Source organism: Streptomyces sp. NPDC048001, from assembly GCF_043203115.1.
GTDB classification, from domain to species: Bacteria; Actinomycetota; Actinomycetes; order Streptomycetales; family Streptomycetaceae; genus Streptomyces; species Streptomyces sanyensis.
Genome location: NZ_JBIDBN010000013.1, coordinates 217,931 through 238,589 on the forward strand (window position 1 = coordinate 217,931; position 20,659 = coordinate 238,589).

At 73.9% G+C, this 20,659-nt stretch carries 16 protein-coding genes and 2 tRNA genes; 15 read left to right on the forward strand and 3 right to left on the reverse strand.

The window, feature by feature from the left end; all coding sequences use genetic code 11:
* Positions 1-98: 98 nt before the first annotated feature.
* From ACGF15_RS24320 to ACGF15_RS24330, 3 genes are all read left to right on the forward strand, one after another.
* Positions 99-1,391 carry a glutamate-5-semialdehyde dehydrogenase gene (locus ACGF15_RS24320; RefSeq protein WP_345610630.1) on the forward strand — a complete coding sequence of 431 codons (1,293 nt, stop codon included), beginning with the start codon at positions 99-101 and terminating at the stop codon, positions 1,389-1,391.
* Positions 1,392-1,498: 107 nt separating this feature from the next.
* The gene (locus tag ACGF15_RS24325) at positions 1,499-2,071 is read left to right on the forward strand and encodes a hypothetical protein (RefSeq protein WP_392801904.1); all 573 of its coding nucleotides are present in this window, start codon (positions 1,499-1,501) and stop codon (positions 2,069-2,071) included.
* Between the two features lie 202 nt (positions 2,072-2,273).
* The gene (locus ACGF15_RS24330) at positions 2,274-3,353 is read left to right on the forward strand and encodes a hypothetical protein (protein ID WP_392801907.1); all 1,080 of its coding nucleotides are present in this window, start codon (positions 2,274-2,276) and stop codon (positions 3,351-3,353) included.
* Positions 3,354-3,532: 179 nt separating this feature from the next.
* Here the strand turns inward: ACGF15_RS24330 and ACGF15_RS24335 are convergent, their stop codons facing one another.
* Positions 3,533-4,606: a M48 family metallopeptidase gene (locus tag ACGF15_RS24335; RefSeq protein WP_392801910.1), complete on the reverse strand. Its 1,074-nt coding sequence runs from the start codon at positions 4,604-4,606 to the stop codon at positions 3,533-3,535.
* A 191-nt stretch (positions 4,607-4,797) separates the two neighbouring features.
* On the opposite strand from ACGF15_RS24335, the gene ACGF15_RS24340 reads away from it, so the two are divergent.
* The 8 genes from ACGF15_RS24340 (at position 4,798) to ACGF15_RS24375 (ending at position 9,763) form a co-directional block, all read left to right on the forward strand.
* Positions 4,798-4,956 (forward strand): hypothetical protein, encoded by a 159-nt coding sequence (locus tag ACGF15_RS24340; protein ID WP_345610614.1) that lies wholly within the window; start codon positions 4,798-4,800, stop codon positions 4,954-4,956.
* Between the two features lie 38 nt (positions 4,957-4,994).
* A complete protein-coding gene (gene nadD / locus ACGF15_RS24345; RefSeq protein WP_345610611.1) occupies positions 4,995-5,618 on the forward strand; it encodes a nicotinate-nucleotide adenylyltransferase in 624 nt (207 codons plus the stop codon).
* A gap of 19 nt (positions 5,619-5,637) precedes the next feature.
* A complete protein-coding gene (locus ACGF15_RS24350; protein ID WP_392801915.1) occupies positions 5,638-7,458 on the forward strand; it encodes a LytR C-terminal domain-containing protein in 1,821 nt (606 codons plus the stop codon).
* Between the two features lie 88 nt (positions 7,459-7,546).
* Positions 7,547-7,981 (forward strand): ribosome silencing factor, encoded by a 435-nt coding sequence (rsfS, locus tag ACGF15_RS24355; protein WP_256523089.1) that lies wholly within the window; start codon positions 7,547-7,549, stop codon positions 7,979-7,981.
* Between the two features lie 5 nt (positions 7,982-7,986).
* Positions 7,987-8,664: a histidine phosphatase family protein gene (locus ACGF15_RS24360; RefSeq protein ID WP_345610605.1), complete on the forward strand. Its 678-nt coding sequence runs from the start codon at positions 7,987-7,989 to the stop codon at positions 8,662-8,664.
* 106 nt (positions 8,665-8,770) lie between these two features.
* A tRNA-Ala gene (locus ACGF15_RS24365) sits at positions 8,771-8,843 on the forward strand.
* A gap of 372 nt (positions 8,844-9,215) precedes the next feature.
* The gene (locus ACGF15_RS24370) at positions 9,216-9,449 is read left to right on the forward strand and encodes a hypothetical protein (protein ID WP_345610603.1); all 234 of its coding nucleotides are present in this window, start codon (positions 9,216-9,218) and stop codon (positions 9,447-9,449) included.
* 241 nt (positions 9,450-9,690) lie between these two features.
* Positions 9,691-9,763: transfer RNA gene (locus ACGF15_RS24375), tRNA-Ala, on the forward strand.
* A 149-nt stretch (positions 9,764-9,912) separates the two neighbouring features.
* Here ACGF15_RS24375 and ACGF15_RS24380 read toward each other — a convergent pair.
* Positions 9,913-11,505 (reverse strand): NADH-quinone oxidoreductase subunit NuoF family protein, encoded by a 1,593-nt coding sequence (locus tag ACGF15_RS24380; protein ID WP_256523086.1) that lies wholly within the window; start codon positions 11,503-11,505, stop codon positions 9,913-9,915.
* Positions 11,502-13,118, reverse strand: a complete 1,617-nt coding sequence (locus tag ACGF15_RS24385; RefSeq protein WP_345610594.1) for a hypothetical protein — start codon at positions 13,116-13,118, stop codon at positions 11,502-11,504. Before ACGF15_RS24385 ends, ACGF15_RS24380 begins: the two co-directional genes overlap by 4 nt.
* Positions 13,119-13,523: 405 nt before the next feature.
* Between ACGF15_RS24385 and leuS the strand changes: the two genes are divergently transcribed.
* The 4 genes from leuS (at position 13,524) to ACGF15_RS24405 (ending at position 20,617) form a co-directional block, all read left to right on the forward strand.
* Positions 13,524-16,376, forward strand: coding sequence for a leucine--tRNA ligase (gene leuS, locus ACGF15_RS24390; protein WP_392801921.1), 2,853 nt, complete (start codon positions 13,524-13,526; stop codon positions 16,374-16,376).
* A 143-nt stretch (positions 16,377-16,519) separates the two neighbouring features.
* Positions 16,520-17,287, forward strand: a complete 768-nt coding sequence (locus ACGF15_RS24395) for a hypothetical protein (RefSeq protein WP_345610590.1) — start codon at positions 16,520-16,522, stop codon at positions 17,285-17,287.
* 257 nt (positions 17,288-17,544) lie between these two features.
* On the forward strand, positions 17,545-18,390 hold the full coding sequence (locus ACGF15_RS24400) for a DegV family protein (protein ID WP_362608159.1): 846 nt from the start codon (positions 17,545-17,547) through the stop codon (positions 18,388-18,390).
* A 1,621-nt stretch (positions 18,391-20,011) separates the two neighbouring features.
* Entirely contained in the window at positions 20,012-20,617 is a 606-nt protein-coding gene (locus ACGF15_RS24405) for a helix-hairpin-helix domain-containing protein (protein WP_392801926.1), read from the forward strand.
* Positions 20,618-20,659 lie beyond the last annotated feature (42 nt).

Consider the following 20,659-nt stretch of genomic DNA (forward strand, 5'->3'; position numbering starts at 1 on the left):
TGTGGTGCGTATGTCCAGGTGGTGCGTATGTCCAGATATCGTCTCGCACTCCGGGACATGGGCCGGTGCCGCACCGGCGGCGCACTACCCTGCGGGGTATGACGTCGCTCTCCTCGGTCACGCCCCACGACAACCTGTCCCCGGTCGCCCAGGCCGCCCACCGGGCCCGCGCCGCCGCCGCCGACCTCGCGCCACTGCCGCGCTCGGCCAAGGACGAGGCGCTCCAGGCGATCGCCGAGGCCCTGGAGGTGCGCACGGCCGAGATCATCGAGGCCAACGCGGTGGACGTCGAGCGGGCCCGCGCCGCGGGCACGAGCGAGTCGGTCATCGACCGGCTCACCCTCACTCCCGAGCGCGTGCGGGCCATCGCCGCCGACGTGCGCCAGGTGGCCGCACTGCCGGACCCGGTCGGCGAGGTGGTCCGGGGCTCGACCCTGCCCAACGGCATCGACCTCCGCCAGGTCCGGGTGCCGCTCGGGGTCGTCGGCATCATCTACGAGGCCCGGCCCAACGTGACCGTGGACGGCGCCGCGCTCTGCCTGAAGTCCGGCAACGCCGTGCTGCTGCGCGGCTCCTCCTCGGCCTACTCCTCCAACACGGCCCTGGTCGCGGTCATCCGGGACGCCGTCGGCGGGTCCGGTCTCCCGGCCGACGCCGTGCAGCTGGTCCCCGGCGAGAGCCGGGATTCGGTGACGGAGCTGATGCGCGCCCGCGGCATGGTGGACGTCCTTATCCCGCGCGGCGGTGCCTCGCTGATCCGCACGGTCGTCGAGGGTTCCACCGTCCCGGTGATCGAGACCGGTACCGGCAACTGCCATGTGTACGTCGACGCCGACACCGACATCGACATGGCGGTCGACATCCTCGTCAACTCCAAGGCCCAGCGCCCGAGCGTCTGCAACGCCGCGGAGACCCTCCTGGTCCACCGGGACGTCGCCGACGCCTTCCTGCCCCGCGCACTCGACGCCCTCGCCGAGGCCGGGGTGACCGTCCACGGCGACGAGCGCGTCGTCTCCTACGCCGAGGCGACGAAGGCCACCGTCGTGCCGGCGGTCGCCGAGGACTGGGAGACCGAGTACCTCTCCTACGACATCGCCGCCGCCGTCGTCGACTCCCTGGACGCCGCCGTGGCCCACATCAGGCTCTGGTCCTCCGGTCACACGGAGGCGATCGTCACCACCTCCCAGGCCGCGGCACGGCGCTTCACCCGACTGGTGGACTCCACCACCGTCGCCGTCAACGCCTCCACGCGCTTCACCGACGGCGGCCAGTTCGGCTTCGGCGCCGAGATCGGCATCTCCACGCAGAAGCTGCACGCCCGCGGGCCGATGGGGCTGCCCGAACTCACCTCCACGAAGTACATCGTCACCGGCGACGGCCACACCCGCTGATCCGGGCGGCCGCCCGCTGACCTTCGCCCCCCGCCCGGGTATCACCCGGGTGGGGGGACTTCGCGCTCCCGCTGCCGGAAGCCGCCCCCCGGGTCTACTCTGAGAGCGTGCCGGACGACGTGGGGGGCAAGCCGTTCCCGGACGGCTGGGAGCCCGACGACGACCGCGGGGGCGCGGACCAGGACTTCGCCGCCGTGGAGTTCGACGAGGACTTCGTCCGGGCCGCCGCGTTCCACGAGCCCTCGGCCGTCGAGCGGCTGCTCGCCGCCGCCCAGGCCCGTGCCGAGGCCGATGCGGCCGCCCGCTCCGGGCTGCACCCCGACCCCCGGGACGACGCCCCCGGGAGCCGACCCGCCGGAGGCGACGGTCACCAGGCGGACGGCGAGGACGAGCCCGACGGCCCCTACGGGCGCCACGGAGGCGCCCTGCGCCCCTACCGGGGGACCGCCCGGTGGCACCGGCCGGTCGCCTGGCTTCTCGCCCTGCTGATGGGCGTCGGCATGGTCGTCCTCGCCTTCGCCGCGGTCTACCGCGGCGCCGCCGCGGGCAACCGGGACGACCGCATACCGCAGCCGACGAGGACGGGTGTGGACGCCTCGCCGACGGGTGCCACCGTCGGCGGACGCGGCCCCGCGGCCGTTCCCCCCGCGCCCACCCCCGTACGGCCCTACGCGACCTGACCTGTTCGCCGTCCCGAGGCCGGGGGCGCCCCGGGCGGGGCCGGTTCCGCCCGGGGCGCCCGGCCCCGCAGTTCCCGGCGGCCGGACCGGGCCTTCGGCGACGGGTGCGGCCGGCCCCGCCCCCGGCCTCCGGGGGGACAGCGCCGCGATATGCCGTCCGGCGAAGCGTTTATCGTGCCCCTGCCAGACCTACCCTGAAGGTATGGCCCGCCGCGGGGACCCGCCGGAGGAAGGCCCCGAGGGGCTTCCGGGCGGTGACGACGAGTACCGGTCCGTCGTGTTCGACGAATCGTTCGTCCAGGCTGCCCGTGTCCAGGAGTACTCGGCCGTCGAGCGTATGGGCGACCATGCGCGGGCCGTGCGCAGCCTTCCCGCCGTCCGGCGCGGCGGCTCCGGCCAAGTGCTCCTCGTCGTCGTGCTCGTGGCCGTCGCCTTCGCCGGTGCCGTCTATCTCGGCCTGCGCCAGCCGCAGCAGCCCGCCCCCGTCCGGCCCGCCGAGGCCATGCGCATGACCCTCACCTCCCTGGCGCCGCGCGGACAGGTGCCCGGCGGGACACCCCGCCAGGTCCTCGACAACGGCCCGGCCGCCGACTACCGGCCGGGTGCGGAGGGTCTGGCCATGCCCGCCGTCCGTCGGACCGCCCACTTCACCGAGGCCCAGGTCACCGCCGCCCTGGCCACCGTCAAGGACTACCTCGTCGCCTCCTCGCTCGATCCGGATGTGCTCACGGGGGGCGAGGTCCGTGCCGTCAGGGCACTGCTCCATCCCGACCAGCTCGCCCAGTTCGACCGGGCTGTCGCCGACCCCGCCGCCGACGGCAGGCACGCCATGACGGGGTGGATCGTCCGCTTCGACCCCGAGCAGGTGGCCCTCGCGGACCGCGAGGTCCGCGTCAGGGGCGCCCTCCAGGTCAGCGAGGGCTCCTCCGGAGCCCTGGAGGTGACCTCGGACCACACCTTCGCCTACGCCCTGGAACCCGCCGAGGGGGCTGCCGCCCCCGGGGCGCAGGCGTCCCTGTTCACCGTCCGCCGCGAGCTCCACTTCCGGCTGGACCGTGACGACCTCCGCCAGCGCAGGGTCGAGGTGCTGGCCGGCGACACACAGGCGGGCCCCCAGGACTGCGCCGCCGACGCCACCGCCGTGCTCCGTCCGCTGCTGGCCGGGGAGCGTGCCGGGCGGGAGGGGCCCGCCGGAACCGACCCCTATGCGCCGGGCCCGCCCGCGGTCGCCCTGTGCGGAACGCTGTCCGCCGAGGCGCTGCCCGACCCTGCCGCTCCCTGACGGGGCCGCCGCCCGACGCCCCCGTGGCGACCGGCGGGCCCCGCCGTCCGGTGCGCGCCCCGGAAGCCCGGCGGTCTCCCGCGGGACCCTGCCGGGTGCCGGGTGCCGGGTGCCAGGTGCCTGGGCTGGCCCGTCCTGCCCGCCTCGCCCCTCCCGGGGTGGCCGCGTGCCGGGGCCCGCTACTCCCCCTTCTCGCCCGGGCCCGCCGCGCCGGAGCCGTTCGCGGCCCCCGACGCGCCGCCGGTGAACCTGTCCCGCAGCCTGCCGCCCAGGTCGCCCGCGCCTCCCGCGATGTCGCCCACGAGCTTCATCAGAGGGTCCTGGCTGGTGCGCACGGTATCCGCGTAGTGCGAGGCGGACTCCCGGAAGGAGTCCCCGACCGAGGCGTCCTTGTCCTCCTCGCGCCGCGGGTAGTGGCCGTCCATGATCCGCTGGTAGTCGCGGCTCTCGGCCCAGCGCTTGAGCTCCGCGGCCCGGACCGTGGTGAACGGGTGGGAGCGCGGCAGGACGTTGAGGATCTTCAGCACCGAGTCGCGCAGGTCCCCGCCCGCCTCGTACTCCTCGGCCTGCTCCAGGAAGGCGTCCACGTTCATCTCGTGGAGGTGGTTGCCGCCCGCTATCTTCATCAGCCCGCGCATCGAGGCGTGGAGGTCCTGCCCCACCAGCAGACCCGCCCGGTCCGCGGACAGCTCGGACTTGCGGAACCACTCGCGCAGCGCCGTGACGATCGCCGTGATCGCCACGTTGCCCAGCGGGATCCAGGCGACCTTCAGCGCGAGGTTGGTGAGGAAGAGGAGCACCGTGCGGTACACGGCGTGGCCCGAGAGCGCGTGGCCCACCTCGTGGCCCACCACGGCGCGCATCTCCTCCTCGTCGAGGAGTTCCACCAGTCCGGTGGTCACCACGATGAGCGGCTCGTCCAGGCCGATGCACATCGCGTTGGGCTTGGGATCCTGTGTCACGTACATCGGCGGGACCTTCTCCAGGTCCAGGATGTAGCAGGCATCCCTCAGCATCGTGTGCAGATGGGCGAACTGGGCGTCGCTCACCCGTACGGAGTCCGAGAGGAACAGCAGGCGCAGGCTGCGCTCCGGCAGCAGCCCGCTGAGTGCCTTGAAGACGGTGTCGAATCCGCTGAGCTTGCGGAGCGCCACCAGCGCGGAACGGTCCGCCGGATGCTCGTACGTCCGCGAGGAGATGTCCGGGAAGCGGCGCCGCTGCCTGCTCGGTGCCTGCTCATGGCCTTCGGTCATGGGTGCCCCCTGTTTGTCGCGAGTCGTGCTCGTCCCCCTGACAGGTCCCCAGCGTAGGCGCTGGCGCCATGGCGCGGCGGAGCCTGTGGATAACCTCAACGACCGAGTCGGCGTGAGCGTGCCCGAGGGCCCCGCATACGATGTGCGCGAAGTCTCCGAGCCCGAACCCGATCGGATAGGTCCTGCTGAAGATGAGCCTCACGAGCGCCGCCACCCTGGTCACCCTCGCCGAAGGCGCCGAGCACGGCGGCAACCACCAGAGCCTCAGCCCCTACGTCACCGGCATCGGCGCCTTCATCGCCCTGATGCTGCTGCTGTGGATCACCACGCGCTTCAACCGCGACCGCTGAGTCCGGGCCGGACACGTGTGCCAGTAGGCTCTGCACGCATGGAGCAGCAGAACGAGGCCGCGGGGTCCGGCCCCGGCAAGCGCCGACTCGGGGTGATGGGCGGGACCTTCGACCCGATCCACCACGGGCACCTGGTGGCCGCCAGCGAGGTGGCCGCCCTGTTCCACCTCGACGAGGTGGTGTTCGTACCGACCGGCCAGCCGTGGCAGAAGAGCCACAAGACCGTCTCCCCGGCCGAGGACCGCTATCTGATGACGGTCATCGCCACGGCGTCCAACCCGCAGTTCTCGGTCAGCCGCATCGACATCGACCGTGCAGGACCCACCTACACCATCGACACCCTGCGGGACCTCCACCGGCTCAACGAGGGCACGGACCTCTTCTTCATCACCGGCGCCGACGCGCTCTCCCAGATCCTCGGCTGGCGGGACGCCGGGGAACTGTTCTCGCTCGCCCACTTCATCGGAGTGACCCGGCCGGGCCATGATCTGACGGACGACGGACTGCCCGAGGGCGGCGTCTCCCTCGTGGAGGTGCCCGCCCTGGCGATCTCGTCGACCGACTGCCGCGACCGGGTCGCCCAGGGCGACCCGGTCTGGTACCTGGTGCCCGACGGCGTGGTGCGCTACATCGACAAGCGCCGCCTCTACAGGGGCGCATGAGTCACGGAGAGGGGCACCGGTGAACGACCAGCAGCAGCCGTACGACCCGTACGGGCAGCAGCCGCAGATCATCGGCTACGACGAGTACGGTCGGCCGGTCTACCAGCAGCCCCCGCAGTACGACCCTTACGCACAGCACCAGGACCCCTACCCTGGGCACGCGCAGCAGGCCTACCCCGGGTACTCCCCGCAGGACCCCTACCCGGGCGGACCGGGCTACGACCAGGACCCCTACGCCCCCGGCGCCGGTCCCCACGTCCCGGGCACGTACCACGACCCGGAGGTCCCCGCCGGCGACCCCTACGCCACGGGCTCCGGCGGCGCGTACCCGCCGGCCTCCCCGGGCGGGGGCCGGATCCCCGACGGAGGCGAGGCGTACCCCCAGGCCCACGGCTACGACCAGGGCGGCCCCGGCTACGGGACCGGGGGCCGGCCCGCAGCCGTCGACACCACCCGGCAGTGGGGCATCCCGCAGCAGTACCCGGCCCCCGCGGACGGGAACCACCCCGACGCCCCCGCCGTCCCCGAGCAGCGCCGGAACGGCCCGGACGGCGGCCCGGGGGAGGGACGGGGCGAGGCGGACGACCGGGAGTACCGCACCGAGCAGTTCTCCTTCATCGAGGAGCCCGACGAGGACTCCGAGGACGTGATCGACTGGCTCAAGTTCACCGAGAGCCGCTCCGAGCGCCGCGAGGAGGCCAAGCGCCGGGGCCGCAACCGCCTCGTCGCCTTCGCCGTCGTCCTCGCGCTGGCGGCCGTCGGCGGCGTCGGATACCTCTGGTACGCGGGCAAGCTGCCGGGCACCTCGGCGGAGACGGCGTCCGAGGCCGCCCGATCCGGGCCCCAGAAGCGCGACGTGATCGTGGTGCACCTGCACAGCACCAAGAGCGAGCGCACCTCGACCGCGCTGCTCGTCGACAACGTCACCGCCCGGCACGGCACGACGGTCCTGCTGCCCAACACCCTCTCCGTCGCCAACGACGACGGCACGGCGACCACGCTCGCCAAGTCCGTCGAGGACGACGGGTCCACCGGGACCCGCGAGGCCGTCGGCACCCTCCTCGGCGCACGGATCTCCGGCACCTGGCGCCTGGACACGCCGTACCTGGAGAACCTGGTCGAGCTGGTCGGCACGATCGACCTCACCACCGACACCGAGGTCCCCGGCGCCAGGAAGGGCGACCCGCCCCTGGTGCAGAAGGGCGAGAACCAGACGCTCGACGGACGGGCGGCCGTGGCCTATGCCACCCACCTCGGCACCGGCGAGGCCGAGGAGAAGCAGCTCCGGCGCTTCGGCCAGGTGATGCAGGGCGTGCTGAAGAAGATGCCGACCGACCCCGGCTCGGCGACCCTCGTCGTCGAGACGCTGGCCCAGATCCTCGATCCCTCGCTCGACGAGCAGGACCTCGGCACCTCCCTGGCGAAGCTCGCCGAGCACGCCAAGGGCGGCGACTACACCACGGCGGTCCTGCCGGTGCAGGAGGACGGCACGCTCACCGAGAAGACCGCGGCCGGAGTCGTCAAGGACGTGCTCGGCGGCAAGGTCACCGCACCGGAGCAGGGCGCGGCGGTCAGGGTCGGCCTGAGGAACGGCACCGGCGACGACACCTCCACCGAGGCCGCCCGCATCGCCCTGGTGAACGGCGGCTACAGCGTCGTCGACGGCGGCAGCGCGGACGCGGCGGACGCGTCCCGGGTCACCTACGGCGACGACACGCAGAAGGCGAGGGCCGAGGAGGTCGCGAAGACGCTGGGGCTCCCCGCAGCGGCCGTGGTGAAGGGTGAGGCCGCCGCCAACGCGGACGTGTCCGTGGTCCTCGGCTCCGACTACGGGGGCTGAGCGGCCGGGGCGGCGGGAATGCAGGAGAGGCGCGCCGGTGGTGCATGAGACCCTGGAAGGGATTCTGACCGCCGACGAAAGCCTCCCTGTGACCGCTACCGACCGATCCATCGAGCTTGTCACCGCCGCCGCCCAGGCGGCCGCCGACCGGCTCGCGCACGACATCATCGCGTACGACGTCAGCGACGTGCTGTCCATCACCGACGCCTTCGTGCTCGCCTCCGCGCCCAACGACCGGCAGGTCCGGTCGATCGTCGACGAGATCGAGGAGCGGCTGAACAAGCAGCTCGGGGCCAAGCCCGTGCGTCGCGAGGGCGACCGCGAGGCCCGCTGGATCCTCCTCGACTACGTCGACATCGTCGTTCACGTCCAGCACAGCGAGGAGCGCGTCTTCTACGCGCTGGAGCGCCTGTGGAAGGACTGCCCGGAACTCCCGCTGCCCGAGGACGCGCTCAGGACGCGCGGCAAGGGCGAGGAGCACGCCCAGCTCACCGGCAAGGATGCGGAAGGTGAGCTGAGCTGAACCGCATGACCGACCCGGGCGGGGCCGCCGGCGCCCGTGCCGGCAGGAGGCGCGGCCGCCGGATCGTGCTCTGGCGGCACGGCCAGACCCCCTGGAACCTCGAGCGCCGTTTCCAGGGCTCCACGGACATCGAGCTGACCGAGACCGGTCTCGCCCAGGCCCGGAGGGCGGCCCGCCTGCTCGCGGCCCTCGCCCCCGACGCGATCGTCGCCTCCGACCTCAGGCGTGCGGCCGTGACCGCCGCTGAGCTGGGCGCGGTCACCGGTATCGAGGTCACCCACCACACGGCGCTGCGCGAGACCTACGCAGGTGTCTGGCAGGGCCTCACCCACGACGAGATCGTGGCGCGTCACGGCGAGGAGTACGCCGCCTGGAAGCGCGGCGAGCCCGTGCGCCGGGGCGGCGGGGAGTTGGAGACCGAGGTGGCCGACCGGGCCGCCCCGGTGGTCCTGCGCCATGCCGACAAGCTCCCCGACGACGGGACCCTCGTCGTGGTCAGCCACGGAGGCACCATCCGCACCACCATCGGCAGGCTGCTCGGGCTGGAGCCGCACCACTGGGAGAGCCTGGGCGGACTGTCCAACTGCTGCTGGTCGGTCCTCGGCGAGGGCGCCCGGGGCTGGCGTCTTCTGGAGCACAACGCCGGCACCCTGCCGGAGCCGGTGCTCGGCGACGACACCTGAGGCGGGTGCCCCCGGGCCCCGGGGGCACCGGCGACTCGATTTCACTTTCCGGCAGGTCGCAGGCTAGAGTTCTTCTTGTTCGCAGCGCCGAGCGCGAGGAACACGCGGGGCTATAGCTCAGTTGGTAGAGCGCCTGCATGGCATGCAGGAGGTCAGGAGTTCAATTCTCCTTAGCTCCACAGGCAGAAGATCCCGTCCCTTCACAGGGGCGGGATCTTTCGTTCATCCGGTGATTCCGCTTCCGGTCCCCGACGTGCGGCCGAAGCTCCGGTCACCGGGTGGTCTCGTTCACGAACGCCGCTGACCTCCCCGCTCCGCCATGGCAGAATCGGACGGCCGGGAGGGGACGCCGGCGGTACCGGAGGGAGCGCACGATGTCCGCCAGCGGCGAGGACGCCGGAAAGGCTGCCGATGACCTGCGTGCGGTGGCGGAGGTGCCACATGGGCTCAGGTGCCCGGCCTGCGGCTCGTCCCATGTCGCACAGGTCCTGGGGGACAACGGAGGCGTGTCCTCCGTGTGTACGGCCTGCGGCCGCAGCTGGAGCTGACTGATGGGTGCACACAGGCGGAAGTGCGACTGGTGCGACAGCGGCACCCCCATCGTCCGGGACATGGATCCGGTCAACGCCGAGTTCCAGTACTGGTGCGAGGAGTGCGCGCGGGCGCTGATCATAAAAGGCGACCCGATCGAGACGTACCGGGAGCTGGAGGGCGAGCCGATCTACGGCCGTCTGCTGGAGGAGCACTGCACCCTCAAGCGCTTCTACTCCTTCGCCACGGCCTGACGGCCCGCCCCGATGCCGGTGTCCGAGGCCCCGCGGGCGACGCTCGCGGCTCGCCTCCCCGGCAGGTCGGCCCGGCCTCGTCCCGGGCGCCCGGCGGGCACGGGCGGCGGCGGGCAGGCCCGGAACCGGCCCGCCGCGGGGTGATCCCCGCGCTCGAAGAACGGATTTGGAGAAGCGAGCACGGGGGCGTTAATGTTCTCTACGTCGCCGCGAGGGAGACCGCAGCGGAGACACACAGCAAGGGGCTATAGCTCAGTTGGTAGAGCGCCTGCATGGCATGCAGGAGGTCAGGAGTTCAATTCTCCTTAGCTCCACAGGACGCGAAGGCGGCCCATCCGGACGGATGGGCCGCCTTCGCGCATGCCGTCCCGTAGGCCGTCCGGCGCCTCGGACGGGCACCGCGCACCGCCGCAGTGCACGCCCGGGGGGTCCCCGGCGGCCGGACCGGCCGCCGGGGACCGGCTCAACTCCGGCCGCTCCCCAGCTCCTTGCGGCTGCTGCTCGGCAGCTCCGGCCGCGAGGGCCGGGGGGCGGCGGGGGAGTCCACCTTCTCGATCCGCATCGCCAGGGCGGGGCAGCGGCGCACCGCGCGCTGAGCCGCCCCCTGCACATGGATCGGCACCACGGCGTCCGCCACCGAGGGGAAGCCGTCCGGGTTCAGGCGGATCAGTTCGGGGACGATGTCCGCGCACAGCCCGTGCCCCTGGCACAGCGTCCAGTCGATGAAGATCTTCTCGCCGCTCGGGATCGACTCCTCGGCCTCCTCGTATCCGGGCAGCGGCAGGGGGAGCACCCCGGTCGTGGGACGGCCGCAGCCGCCGTGCAGCACGTGCGCGGCCAGGTCGTCGGTGAAGGCGGAGAGCGTCGAGGCGAAGAACCGGGCGCTCCCGTCCGGGTGCTTGCACGCGCCCCGGCCCTTGACGGCCTGGGTCACCTCGCGCAGCGCCTCCAGGGCGGCCGGGCCGCCGCCGTTCATCACGTCCGCCAGACCGCCGGCCGCCGCGGGGAGCCCCAGCTTGCAGGGCCCGCACTGTCCCGCGGTCTCCGCCGCCAGCCAGTTGGCCACGCGCAGCGACTCGCCGAGCGGGCAGGTCTCGGGGCCGATGGGCAGGATCGCCCCCGCGCCCAGGGCGCCCCCCACGGCCGCCAGGGACGCCTTGGAGACGACCGATTCGTGCACGGCGGCCGCGTCGATCCAGTTGCCGTGGTAGCCGCCCGTCAGCACGCCCTGCGGCTGCGGGGGAGCCCCGGCCATCTGCAGCACATAGCGGAGCGGCACCCCCGTCGGCACCTCGACCACCATGGGCCGGGCGACCGCTCCGGAGATGGTGAGCATCACCGTGCCCGGTTCCGACTCCAGCCCGGTGTGGGCGTAGCGGCGGGAGCCGATCCGCGCGGCGACGGCGAGTTGGGCGAAGGTCTCGGCGTTCGACAGCAGCGTCGGCGCCCCTCCCACACCGGACTCGGCGGCGCGCACCCGGCGCCCCGGCGGCAGTGCGGGACCCCCGTTGACCGCGCGGATCACGGAGGACGCCTCGCCGGAGACCATCCGCTCGGGAGTGCGGACCACGCGCGCCCTCAGCTGCTGGCCGCGCCGGTCCGACAGCCCGCGCTCCGCGAGGGCCGCCCGGATCGATATCTCCGTCGAGTTCCGGGTCACCGCGACCACCAGGGTCCGTGCCCCGAGCGCCTCCGCGGCCAGCAGCGCACCGTCGAGGATCAGGTGCGGTGCCCGGTTGAGCAGGACGGTGTCCTTGCGGCAGGCGGGTTCGCCCTCACTGCCGTTGACGACGACGACGGGCCGGACCCCGCGCCTGATGGCCGACTTGGCGACCGCCCGCAGCTTCTTGCCGAACGGGAACCCCGCTCCGCCGCGGCCGGTCAGGGATATCTCCTCGGCGAGTTGCGCGAGGCGCTCCCCGCTCACCGGCTCCAGGGGGCCGTGGACCTTCAGATGCATCTGCAGGTCGAGCCGCTCGACCAGGTCGAAACCCTGCGTCAGCTGCGGGAGGCCGACCACGCGGACCTCGGGGACGTCAGGGAGGGGGGTGTTCACGGTCGTTCTCCTGCAGGTGCGTTCCAGGGTTCCCCGGCCGGCGGCGGGAAGAGGGGGCCGGGCATGGCCGCGGTGTCCTCGGGGCCGAGCGGCCCGCCGCCGGGAGCCGCCTCGCCCGGGTACCCGCCTGCTGCGTACCCGCCTGCCGCGGCCCCTCCGTCCGGGTACGAGCCGTCCGGGTACGAGCCGCCGGGGAAGGGGCCGGAGCCCGGGAACGGCTCGGCGGGCGGCGCATAGCCGGATGCGGTGCCGTAGGGGTCGGCGGAGGAGTAGGCGTCCCGGCCGTAGGAGGCCGGGGGCTCCGGCGCCGCGCCGTACGGGTCCGGCGTGCCGAAGGCCCGCGGGTCCTCCCGGGAGGCCGTGTCGAAGGGAGGCGGCGTCTGGTCGAAGAGCGGGGAGCTCCCCGAGCCGGAGTAGGCCGCGGGCTCCGGCCGGACCGCCTGGGCGGGTGGAGGCGGTGACGGAGTGGGCCAGGCGCCGGCCTGCGGCCCCGTCTCCGCCACCACGGGTATCTCCTCGGTCATCGGTACACGTTCGGCGAGCGGCGGCTGGTCACCGGCGCGCGAGACGGCGCGGTACGCGGCGGCCATGCCGGGCCCGCGCCGCCCGCCCGCCGCCGCGCCGGGTTCCCCGTCGGGCGGCGGCGGGGCCTCGTACAGCGGCGGCGAGGGGGCGGCCAGCCGGGGCGGATCTACGCGCGTCTGCCCGAGCGGAGAGGGCTCCTCCGCCGGTGGGCGCGACGAGGTCGTGCCGCCCGGCCGGTCCATGCGGTCCATGCGGTCCATGCCAGCGGGTACGCGCGCGAAGCCCGAACCGTTCATCGCGGCGGCACCGCTCATGCCGCCCGAGCCGGGCAGCGGTGAGACGGAGAGGTCCCGCTGGGCCTGCTCCTCCGCGGCCGGGGGACGCGCGTCCCCGCCGCCGGTCAGTGCCAGGATCCGCGCGGCGACACGGCGCTGCACCGGAACGGGCAGCAGCCGCACCGACACGGCGGCGGCCACCCCCGCCAGCGCCAGGCAGTACAGCGTGGTCACCCAGCCGGCCGCCGGCCGCCCGGCGTACAGGCCGTGCATCAGGGCGAAGCACCAGGCCGGGTAGGCCAGCATGTGCAGCGGCCGCCAGCGCCCGGCGACCTTGACGTTGCCGGCCAGCGCACTGCGCAGCGCGCCCGTGGTGCCGGCCACCACCATCAGGAAGCCCGCCAGCGAGCCCAGGCCGATCAGGGCGGAGGATCCGGTCACGCCGAGCCCGAAGGGGATCAGCGCGCCGATGAGTTCGGTGTGGCCCAGCGACACCTTCACCGTGGCGTGCAGGAGGAGGAAGCCGAGCGAGGCGATGGCCGTCGTCCGGTGGATCCCCTGGGCCAGAAGGCGCTGGCGGGGGGCGAGCAACACCCGGTCCGTGGCGAGCAGTCCCCAGGCGACGGATGCGGAGAGTGACACCAGGGAAAGGACTCCGGTGGTGAAGTCGAGCGCGGCGCGGAAGCTGTCGCTGCCGACGATCGCGAGGAGAGGCACGAGGAGGAACGCGGCGGCGTAGAGGCCGCCTTGCACCGGGCGGCTGAGTCCCGGCCCGGGTTCCGGCTGCGGAAGCCGTGTGAGACGAGGGTTCATGGGGCAACTCCGAATGGTGCGGGAAAGCGGTCCCGTTGACGCACTCTAGGTCGGGCCATACCGCGTGGTAGGGGGTTTCGGCGTTATCTGAGGTGAAGGAGCGGCAACTGACCCGGGGGTTGCCCTGGATCGGGCCGGTACGCGGAGTAACCCGAACGACAAGATCACATTCCGCTCCCGGCGGGGCCGGAGGACGGCGCATGCACCCGCTTCACCGGCTGCGGTACCCTGACGCCATGCGTGCCGTACGCCTTCTGCTTAGCGAGCCGCGCTGATCAGTCCCGACGAACCCGAACACGTCGGAATCGGCGCGGCGTCCCCTCCTGTGCGAGGGGATTTTTCATTTCGCCGGCGCGACGGAGCGACCGCGGTGGGCAGAGACGATCGATGGAGCTTTCAAGGATCATGAGCGAGACGAACCCTGCTGCCGAGGCGGCAGCCCCGCATCGTTACACGGCCGCGCTCGCGGCGGACATCGAGGCACGCTGGCAGGACTTCTGGGACGCCGAGGGGACGTACGAGGCGCCGAACCCGCGCGGTGACCTGGCCGGCGACCTTGACGTGGCCGCGCGCCCCGAGAAGTTCATCATGGACATGTTCCCGTACCCCTCGGGCGCCGGGCTCCACGTCGGCCACCCGCTGGGCTACATCGCCACCGACGTCTACGCCCGCCACCAGCGCATGACTGGGCACAACGTCCTGCACACCCTGGGCTTCGACGCCTTCGGCCTGCCCGCCGAGCAGTACGCCGTGCAGACCGGCACCCACCCCCGGGTGTCGACCGAGTCCAACATCGTCAACATGAAGGCCCAGCTGCGCCGTCTGGGCCTGGGCCACGACAAGCGCCGCTCCTTCGCCACGATCGACCCCGAGTACTACCGCTGGACCCAGTGGATCTTCCTGCAGATCTTCGACTCGTGGTACGACACGGAGGCGCGGAGGGCCCGGCCCATCGCCGAACTGGTCGACCAGTTCGAGAAGGGCACCCGCGAGGTGCCCGGCGGCCGGGCGTGGCAGGAGCTGAACACCGCCGAGCGCGCCGACGTCCTGGGCGGCTACCGGCTGGCCTACGCCTCCGACGCGCCCGTCAACTGGTGCCCGGGGCTGGGCACCGTGCTGGCCAACGAGGAGGTCACGGCCGACGGACGCTCCGAGCGCGGCAACTTCCCCGTCTTCAAGGCCGAGCTGCGCCAGTGGAACATGCGCATCACCGCCTACGCCGACCGCCTGCTCGACGACCTGGACGCCCTGGACTGGCCCGAGGCGATCAAGCTCCAGCAGCGGAACTGGATCGGCCGCTCCGAGGGAGCCCGGGTCCACTTCGCCGTCGAAGGGGCCCCCGACACGCCCGTCACCGTCTTCACCACCCGGCCCGACACCCTGTTCGGTGCCACCTACATGGTGCTGGCACCCGAGCACCCCCTGATCGACTCGATCCTGCCCGCCGAGTGGCCCGAAGACGTCCCCGGGGCCTGGACCGGCGGCGCCGCGACGCCCGCCGAGGCCGTGGCCGCCTACCGCAAGCAGGCGCAGACCAAGAGCGACGTCGAGCGCCAGACGGAGCACAAGGACAAGACGGGCGTCTTCTCCGGGGCGCACGCCGTCAACCCGGTGACCGGGCAGCGCATCCCGGTCTTCGTCGCCGACTACGTCCTGATGGGCTACGGCACCGGTGCGATCATGGCCGTCCCCGGCCAGGACGAGCGCGACTGGGAGTTCGCCGAGGCCTTCGGCCTGCCCGTGGTGCGCACCGTGCAGCCGCCCGAGGGCTGGGAGGGCGAGGCCTACACCGGGCAGGGCCCGGCGATCAACTCCGCCAACGACCGCATCTCCCTGGACGGCCTGGAGGTGGCCGAGGCCAAGCGCCGGATCATCGCCTGGCTGGTGGCCGAGGGAGCCGGCGAGGGCACCGTCAACTTCCGGCTGCGCGACTGGCTCTTCAGCCGCCAGCGCTACTGGGGAGAGCCCTTCCCCATCGTCTACGACGAGGACGGCACCGCCCACGCCCTGCCCGCGTCCATGCTGCCGCTGGAGCTGCCCGAGGTCGACGACTACTCGCCGCGCACCTTCGACCCGGACGACGCCGACACCCAGCCGGAGACGCCCCTGTCCCGCAACGAGGACTGGGTCAACGTCACGCTCGACCTGGGCGACGGTCCGCGGAAGTACCGCCGCGAGACCAACACCATGCCCAACTGGGCCGGATCCTGCTGGTACGAGCTGCGCTACCTGGACCCGCACAACACCGCCCGGCTGGTCGACCCGGAGATCGAGCGCTACTGGATGGGACCGCGCGAGGGCAAGCCCCACGGCGGCGTCGACCTGTACGTCGGCGGTGCCGAGCACGCGGTCCTGCACCTGCTGTACGCCCGCTTCTGGTCGAAGGTCCTCTACGACCTGGGCCACGTCTCGTCCGCCGAGCCGTTCCACAAGCTGTTCAACCAGGGCATGATCCAGGCGTACGTGTACCGCGACGCCCGCGGCTTCCCGGTGGCGGCCGCCGAGGTCGAGGAGCGCGACGGGGGGTTCTTCTTCGAGGGCGAGCCGGTCAGGCGCGAGCTGGGCAAGATGGGCAAGTCCCTGAAGAACGCCGTCACCCCCGACGAGATCTGCGCCGAGTACGGAGCCGACACGCTGCGGCTCTACGAGATGGCCATGGGCCCGCTGGACGTGTCGCGCCCCTGGGACACCCGTGCCGTCGTCGGCCAGTATCGGCTGCTCCAGCGCCTGTGGCGGAACATCGTCGACGAGGCGACCGGCGAGGTCACCGTCGTGGACACCGAGCCCGACGAGGACACCCTGAGGGCCCTGCACAAGGCGATCGACGGGGCCGGCCAGGATCTGGGGGCGCTGCGCTTCAACACGGCGATCGCCAAGATCACCGAGCTGAACAACCACCTGACCAAGGGCGGCGCGCCGCTGTCCCGCTCCGTCGCCGAGCGGCTCGTTCTGCTGGTCGCCCCGCTGGCGCCGCACATCGCCGAGGAGCTGTGGCACCGGCTGGGCCACACCGGTTCCGTGGTGCACGCCGCGTTCCCGGTGGCCGACCCGGCCTACGTCGTCGACGCGACCGTCACCTGCGTCGTACAGATCAAGGGCAAGATCAAGGCCCGGCTGGAGGTGCCCCCCTCGATCGGGGACGACGAGCTGGAGGCACTCGCCCTGGCCGACGAGTCCGTCGCCGCTGCCCTGGGCGGCGGTGCGATCCGCAAGGTGATCGTCAGGGCGCCGAAGCTGGTCAACATCGTTCCGGCCTGACCGGATGTGACCGTCCCCTAGTGGGCGGTCTGAGGGCAGGTTGGGGGTTCGCAGGAACCCTCGGCCTGCCCCCAGCGTTTACGGTGGCAGTAGTACGGCCAGTGCCGACCCGGCACCGGTGCAGGCGAGGTGGAGGGGCACCCATGGGAGAATTCGTCGTGATCCTTCTGGTCCTCTTCCTCGCCTTCGTGGCCCTCGGGGCGTACGCGGCCGTCAAGGTGGTGCGCGCCGCCGGTCGCGGCGTCGAGCGCACCGTGAACCAGGCCCGCCGCACGGTCGAGGACACGGCCCTGCGGGCCAAGAGCTACGGGCAGGGCGGCGCCGCGGCGGAGCTGGCGCAGCTCCGGCTGTCCCTGCGCACCTCCATGCGGGCCACCCAGGAAGCGCTCGGCGCCGGTGCCCGGGAGGACGCCTCCCTCGCCGAGTCCCTGGCGCTGTTCGAGCGGCTCAGCGCACACGGCCACGAACTGGACGCCGAGCTCAAGCGCCTGGAACGGGAGCCCGACCGCACGGCACTCGCCTCCCAGCTGCCCGGGCTGCGCGAGCGCACCGAACGCGTCACGCACGCGGCGGACTCCCTGCGGTGGGCGGCGCGCGACCGGGCCCAGCGCTTTGCCGAGGACGACCTGGATCTGCTGAGCGCACAGATCGACATGGAGGCCGGTGCGCTCCGGCACTGGGCGGCGGAGGAGCCGTCGGCCCCGGGCGCGGAGCCCCACCCGGGCCAGGCCCCCGCGCACCAGGACCCTGCACACGGCACGGGGCGCGGAGAGGGCACCCCCGCGGCGGGGTCCGACCGGAGCGGTGCGGTGTCCGGCGACGCCCCCCAGGCGATCACCGCCAGGGACCCCAGGGCGCAGACCGCCTACCCGTGGGAGAAGAAGACGCCGAGACCGGAGACGTCCGGCTGAGGCGCACGGCACCGCTCCCTCCTGCAGCGGCTGCCGCGGTTCCGGCGCTGTGGTCCCTGCGCCCTGTACGGTCGGGGCACGCGCCTCACGGGGTGCCCCGGCACGACAACGGCCGGATGCCGTCGGACCGGGGCCGCATGTCGGGCCGTCCGCCCGGATCGGACCGGTTGTCCGGGGAGGGCCGTCCGCCCCGATCGGGCCGGCCGTCCGCAGGGCCGGTCTCCCGCACACCGGCGACTGCGGGTAACCTCCCGCTCATGTCCCGCCATGTCGCCATCGTCACCGATTCCACGGCCTACCTTCCGGCCCCGGCGATGGAACGGCACGGCATCACCGCGGTGCCGCTGACCGTCGTCCTCGGCGACCAGGCCCTGGAGGAGGGCACCGAGATCTCCGCCCGCTCGCTGGCGGCGGCACTCCAGGACCGCCGACCGGTGACCACCTCCCGGCCGAGTCCGGAGACCTTCGCCCGCACCTACCGCTCCCTCGCAGCGGCGGGGGCGACCGGGATCGTCTCCCTGCACCTCTCGTCCGAGTTCTCCGGTACGCACGACGCCGCCGTCCTGGCCGCGAGGGAGGCCGCGGTACCGGTGCGCGTCGTGGACACCGGCATGGTCGCCATGGCCCTGGGCTTCTGCGCCCTGGCCGCGGCGGAGGCGGCCGATGCGGGCGGCTCCCTGGACGAGGCGGCGGCCGCGGCGGAGAAGCGCGCGGGGGGCACGTCCGCCTTCTTCTACGTCGACACCCTCGACTACCTGCGGCGCGGCGGGCGGATCGGTGCGGCGCAGGCCCTTCTCGGCTCGGCGCTCGCGGTCAAGCCGCTGCTCCAGCTGGAGGACGGCAGGATCGGCCCCCTGGAGCGGGTGCGCACCGCGTCGAAGGCGATCGCCCGGCTGGAGGAGATCGCGGTCGAGCGTGCCGGCAGCGCCGCCGTGGACGTCGCCGTGCACCACCTGGCGGCACCCCAGCGCGCCGAGGCCCTGGCCGAGCGGCTGCGGGAGCGGGTGACCGGGCTGGTGGACCTGCACGTCAGCGAGGTGGGCGCGGTCATCGGCGCCCACACCGGGCCGGGGCTCCTGGGCGTCGTGGTCTCGGCTCGCTGAGGCCGGTCGCGGGCGGGCGGTCCGCGGGGGCGGTTGTGCGCTTGGGGCGCGGCAGTGGCCGTGCCCGGGCCGCCGTGCGCGCTGCGAAGGATGGTCGGCCGTTCTCGGCGCCTCCGGCCGTCGGCGTCCCGCCCCGGGGCCGCCGGAGGGTGCGGACGGTCGTGGCCTGCCCCGCGGTGCCACCGTGCTGCGCTCGCGGCGTCTGCTGCCGTTGCCCGGCCGCCGTCCCGCGGTCCTCACGTCCCGCGGTCCCGCCGTCCGCCGCAGGGGGCCGGGGGTGCGGAGGACGGCTGCCGGGGTGCCGCGCCGCCACCACCGGGCGCCCTTCCGCACGACGGCCGACCGCCCGCGAGGGTGCTCGCCACCGGCACGGGTCCGGATCCGACGCGGAGTCATTTCACCTGTACGAGGGGAGGGTTTTTCCACAAGCGCGAGGTTATCCACGGAATTCGGGCTGTTTCCGCGGCCTCCGCGCGATCTCCGTACGGTCCCGGGCATGACGATTCGAGCGACTTCGGCAACCAGCGGCCCCGGCCGAGCCTCCGCGTCCGACGGGCGTGTGCGCCACCGGCGAGCGCGACTGTCCCTGCGCCGGGGACCCGGCGGGAGGCATCGGGCCGGACCCGCGAACCGAGCCCCGGGAGCGGCGCGGAGCGCCGAGGGCTCCCCGTCGTCCGGGTCTTCGGGGACGTCCGCACGGCAGATGGACGGAGCCGTCTCCGACGGCTCAGCGGGGGAGGCCGAGGAGCGGCACGACACGGGGCTGCGCGGGCGTCGGCGCCGCAGCGACGCCGCGGCCTCCACCCGCAGGAGGGTCGACGCGCTGCTCCGGGCGGCGGGCCCGCACGGGGGCGAGCAGGCGGAGCCCTGCCCGGCCGCCCCTCCTCCCGGCGCCTTCGGCACCCTCCGCGGCGAGGGGCCGGAACCCGTGGGAGGCGACGGCGTGGCGAGCGCGCGGTCCGCCTCCCGGCCCACGGCACCGAGCCCGACAGACGCCGGTCCGACGGGGCGCCACGCCTGGCACGAGCAGGCGGCCCGAGGCCGGGACCACACGGCCTGGCTCCGTTCGCTGCGCGAGCCGGTCGCCGCCGACCCCGCCCGCCTCCCCGTGCGTCCCGCCCGCGCCGCACCAGGGGTCCCGGCGGGTGCACCGCCCCGGGTCCCGGCCGCCGCCCCGCAGCCGGCCGCGCCACGAGAGCGGGTCCCGGACCGGGGCCCGGCTCCACCGCCCGGCGGACCGTGCGGGTTGGCCGGCCGGGCCGACGCGCCACGCGCCCCGGGGCCGTCGGGAGCTCGCGACCGCGGCCCTTCCGCACCGGAACGGCGGCCGGGCCCTCCCGCACCGGTATCCCACACCGAGCCGCGGTCCGCCCCGGCCGCCACACGTCCCGTCGCGCCGACGCGGGGGCCGTCGCTCTCTCCCCGGGAGTACCTCCCGCCGGGCGCCGTCGGCGTCGCGGCCGACCGCCCGCGGCCGACGGGGCACGCCGGGAGTCCGCCCGACGAGCGGGACGACGCCGCAGCGGGCGCGGGGCGCCGGTGGGCGGCACTGAGAGACCGCCTGCCGCTGTGGGTCCGGCTGCGCTGCGGCCTCGAACCGCGTGCCCTCACCGCGCTGGTCGTGGTGCTCGTGGCTGCCGCCCTCTTCGCGGGGCAGCACTTCTGGGCGGCCGGTCCGCGGCAGGTTCCCGTCCCGGAAACGCTGGGTCCGGGCGGCACCCGGTCCCAGCCACTGCCCCACCTGGAGCCCGCGTCCGCCGCGGTACCGCCCCCGTCGGTCGCTGCCCCTGCGGGGCCGAGGACCCGCATCGTCGTGGACGTGGGCGGCAAGGTCCGCCGGCCGGGAGTGTTCCACCTGCCGGCGGGGTCCCGGGTCCAGGACGCCCTGAAGGCCGCCGGAGGCGCGGAGGAGGGGGCGGACCTGACGGGTCTCAACCGGGCCCGGATCCTGGTGGACGGGGAACAGGTCGTGGTCGGGCTTCCCCTGCCCGCCGGAGAGCCGGCGCCGGGCTCGGCCGCCCCTGGTGCGGCCACCGGGCCGATCAGCCTCAACACGGCCACCGGCGAGCAGTTGGAGACGCTGCCCGGCGTCGGTCCCGTCCTCGCCGGGCACATCATCGACCACCGCACGCGGACGGGTGGATTCCGGTCGGTCGACGAACTCCGGGACGTCACCGGGATCGGCGAGCGCAGGTTCGCGGAACTCCAGCACCGGGTCACGCCGTGAGCGGGAGCCGGGCCCCTGCTGGCGCCTCTCCACCCGGGAGCC

Excerpts from the sequence above, each read along its gene's own strand:
- ACGF15_RS24400 (WP_362608159.1), top strand. The coding sequence starts at position 17,545 with ATGTCCCGCCATGTCGCCATCGTCACCGATTCCACGGCCTACCTTCCG.
- nadD (WP_345610611.1), top strand. The coding sequence starts at position 4,995 with ATGGAGCAGCAGAACGAGGCCGCGGGGTCCGGCCCCGGCAAGCGCCGA.
- ACGF15_RS24320 (WP_345610630.1), top strand. The coding sequence starts at position 99 with ATGACGTCGCTCTCCTCGGTCACGCCCCACGACAACCTGTCCCCGGTC.
- ACGF15_RS24370 (WP_345610603.1), top strand. The coding sequence starts at position 9,216 with ATGGGTGCACACAGGCGGAAGTGCGACTGGTGCGACAGCGGCACCCCC.
- ACGF15_RS24385 (WP_345610594.1), bottom strand. The coding sequence starts at position 13,118 with ATGAACCCTCGTCTCACACGGCTTCCGCAGCCGGAACCCGGGCCGGGA.
- ACGF15_RS24360 (WP_345610605.1), top strand. The coding sequence starts at position 7,987 with ATGACCGACCCGGGCGGGGCCGCCGGCGCCCGTGCCGGCAGGAGGCGC.
- ACGF15_RS24330 (WP_392801907.1), top strand. The coding sequence starts at position 2,274 with ATGGCCCGCCGCGGGGACCCGCCGGAGGAAGGCCCCGAGGGGCTTCCG.
- ACGF15_RS24395 (WP_345610590.1), top strand. The coding sequence starts at position 16,520 with ATGGGAGAATTCGTCGTGATCCTTCTGGTCCTCTTCCTCGCCTTCGTG.
- ACGF15_RS24335 (WP_392801910.1), bottom strand. The coding sequence starts at position 4,606 with ATGACCGAAGGCCATGAGCAGGCACCGAGCAGGCAGCGGCGCCGCTTC.
- leuS (WP_392801921.1), top strand. The coding sequence starts at position 13,524 with ATGAGCGAGACGAACCCTGCTGCCGAGGCGGCAGCCCCGCATCGTTAC.
- ACGF15_RS24340 (WP_345610614.1), top strand. The coding sequence starts at position 4,798 with ATGAGCCTCACGAGCGCCGCCACCCTGGTCACCCTCGCCGAAGGCGCC.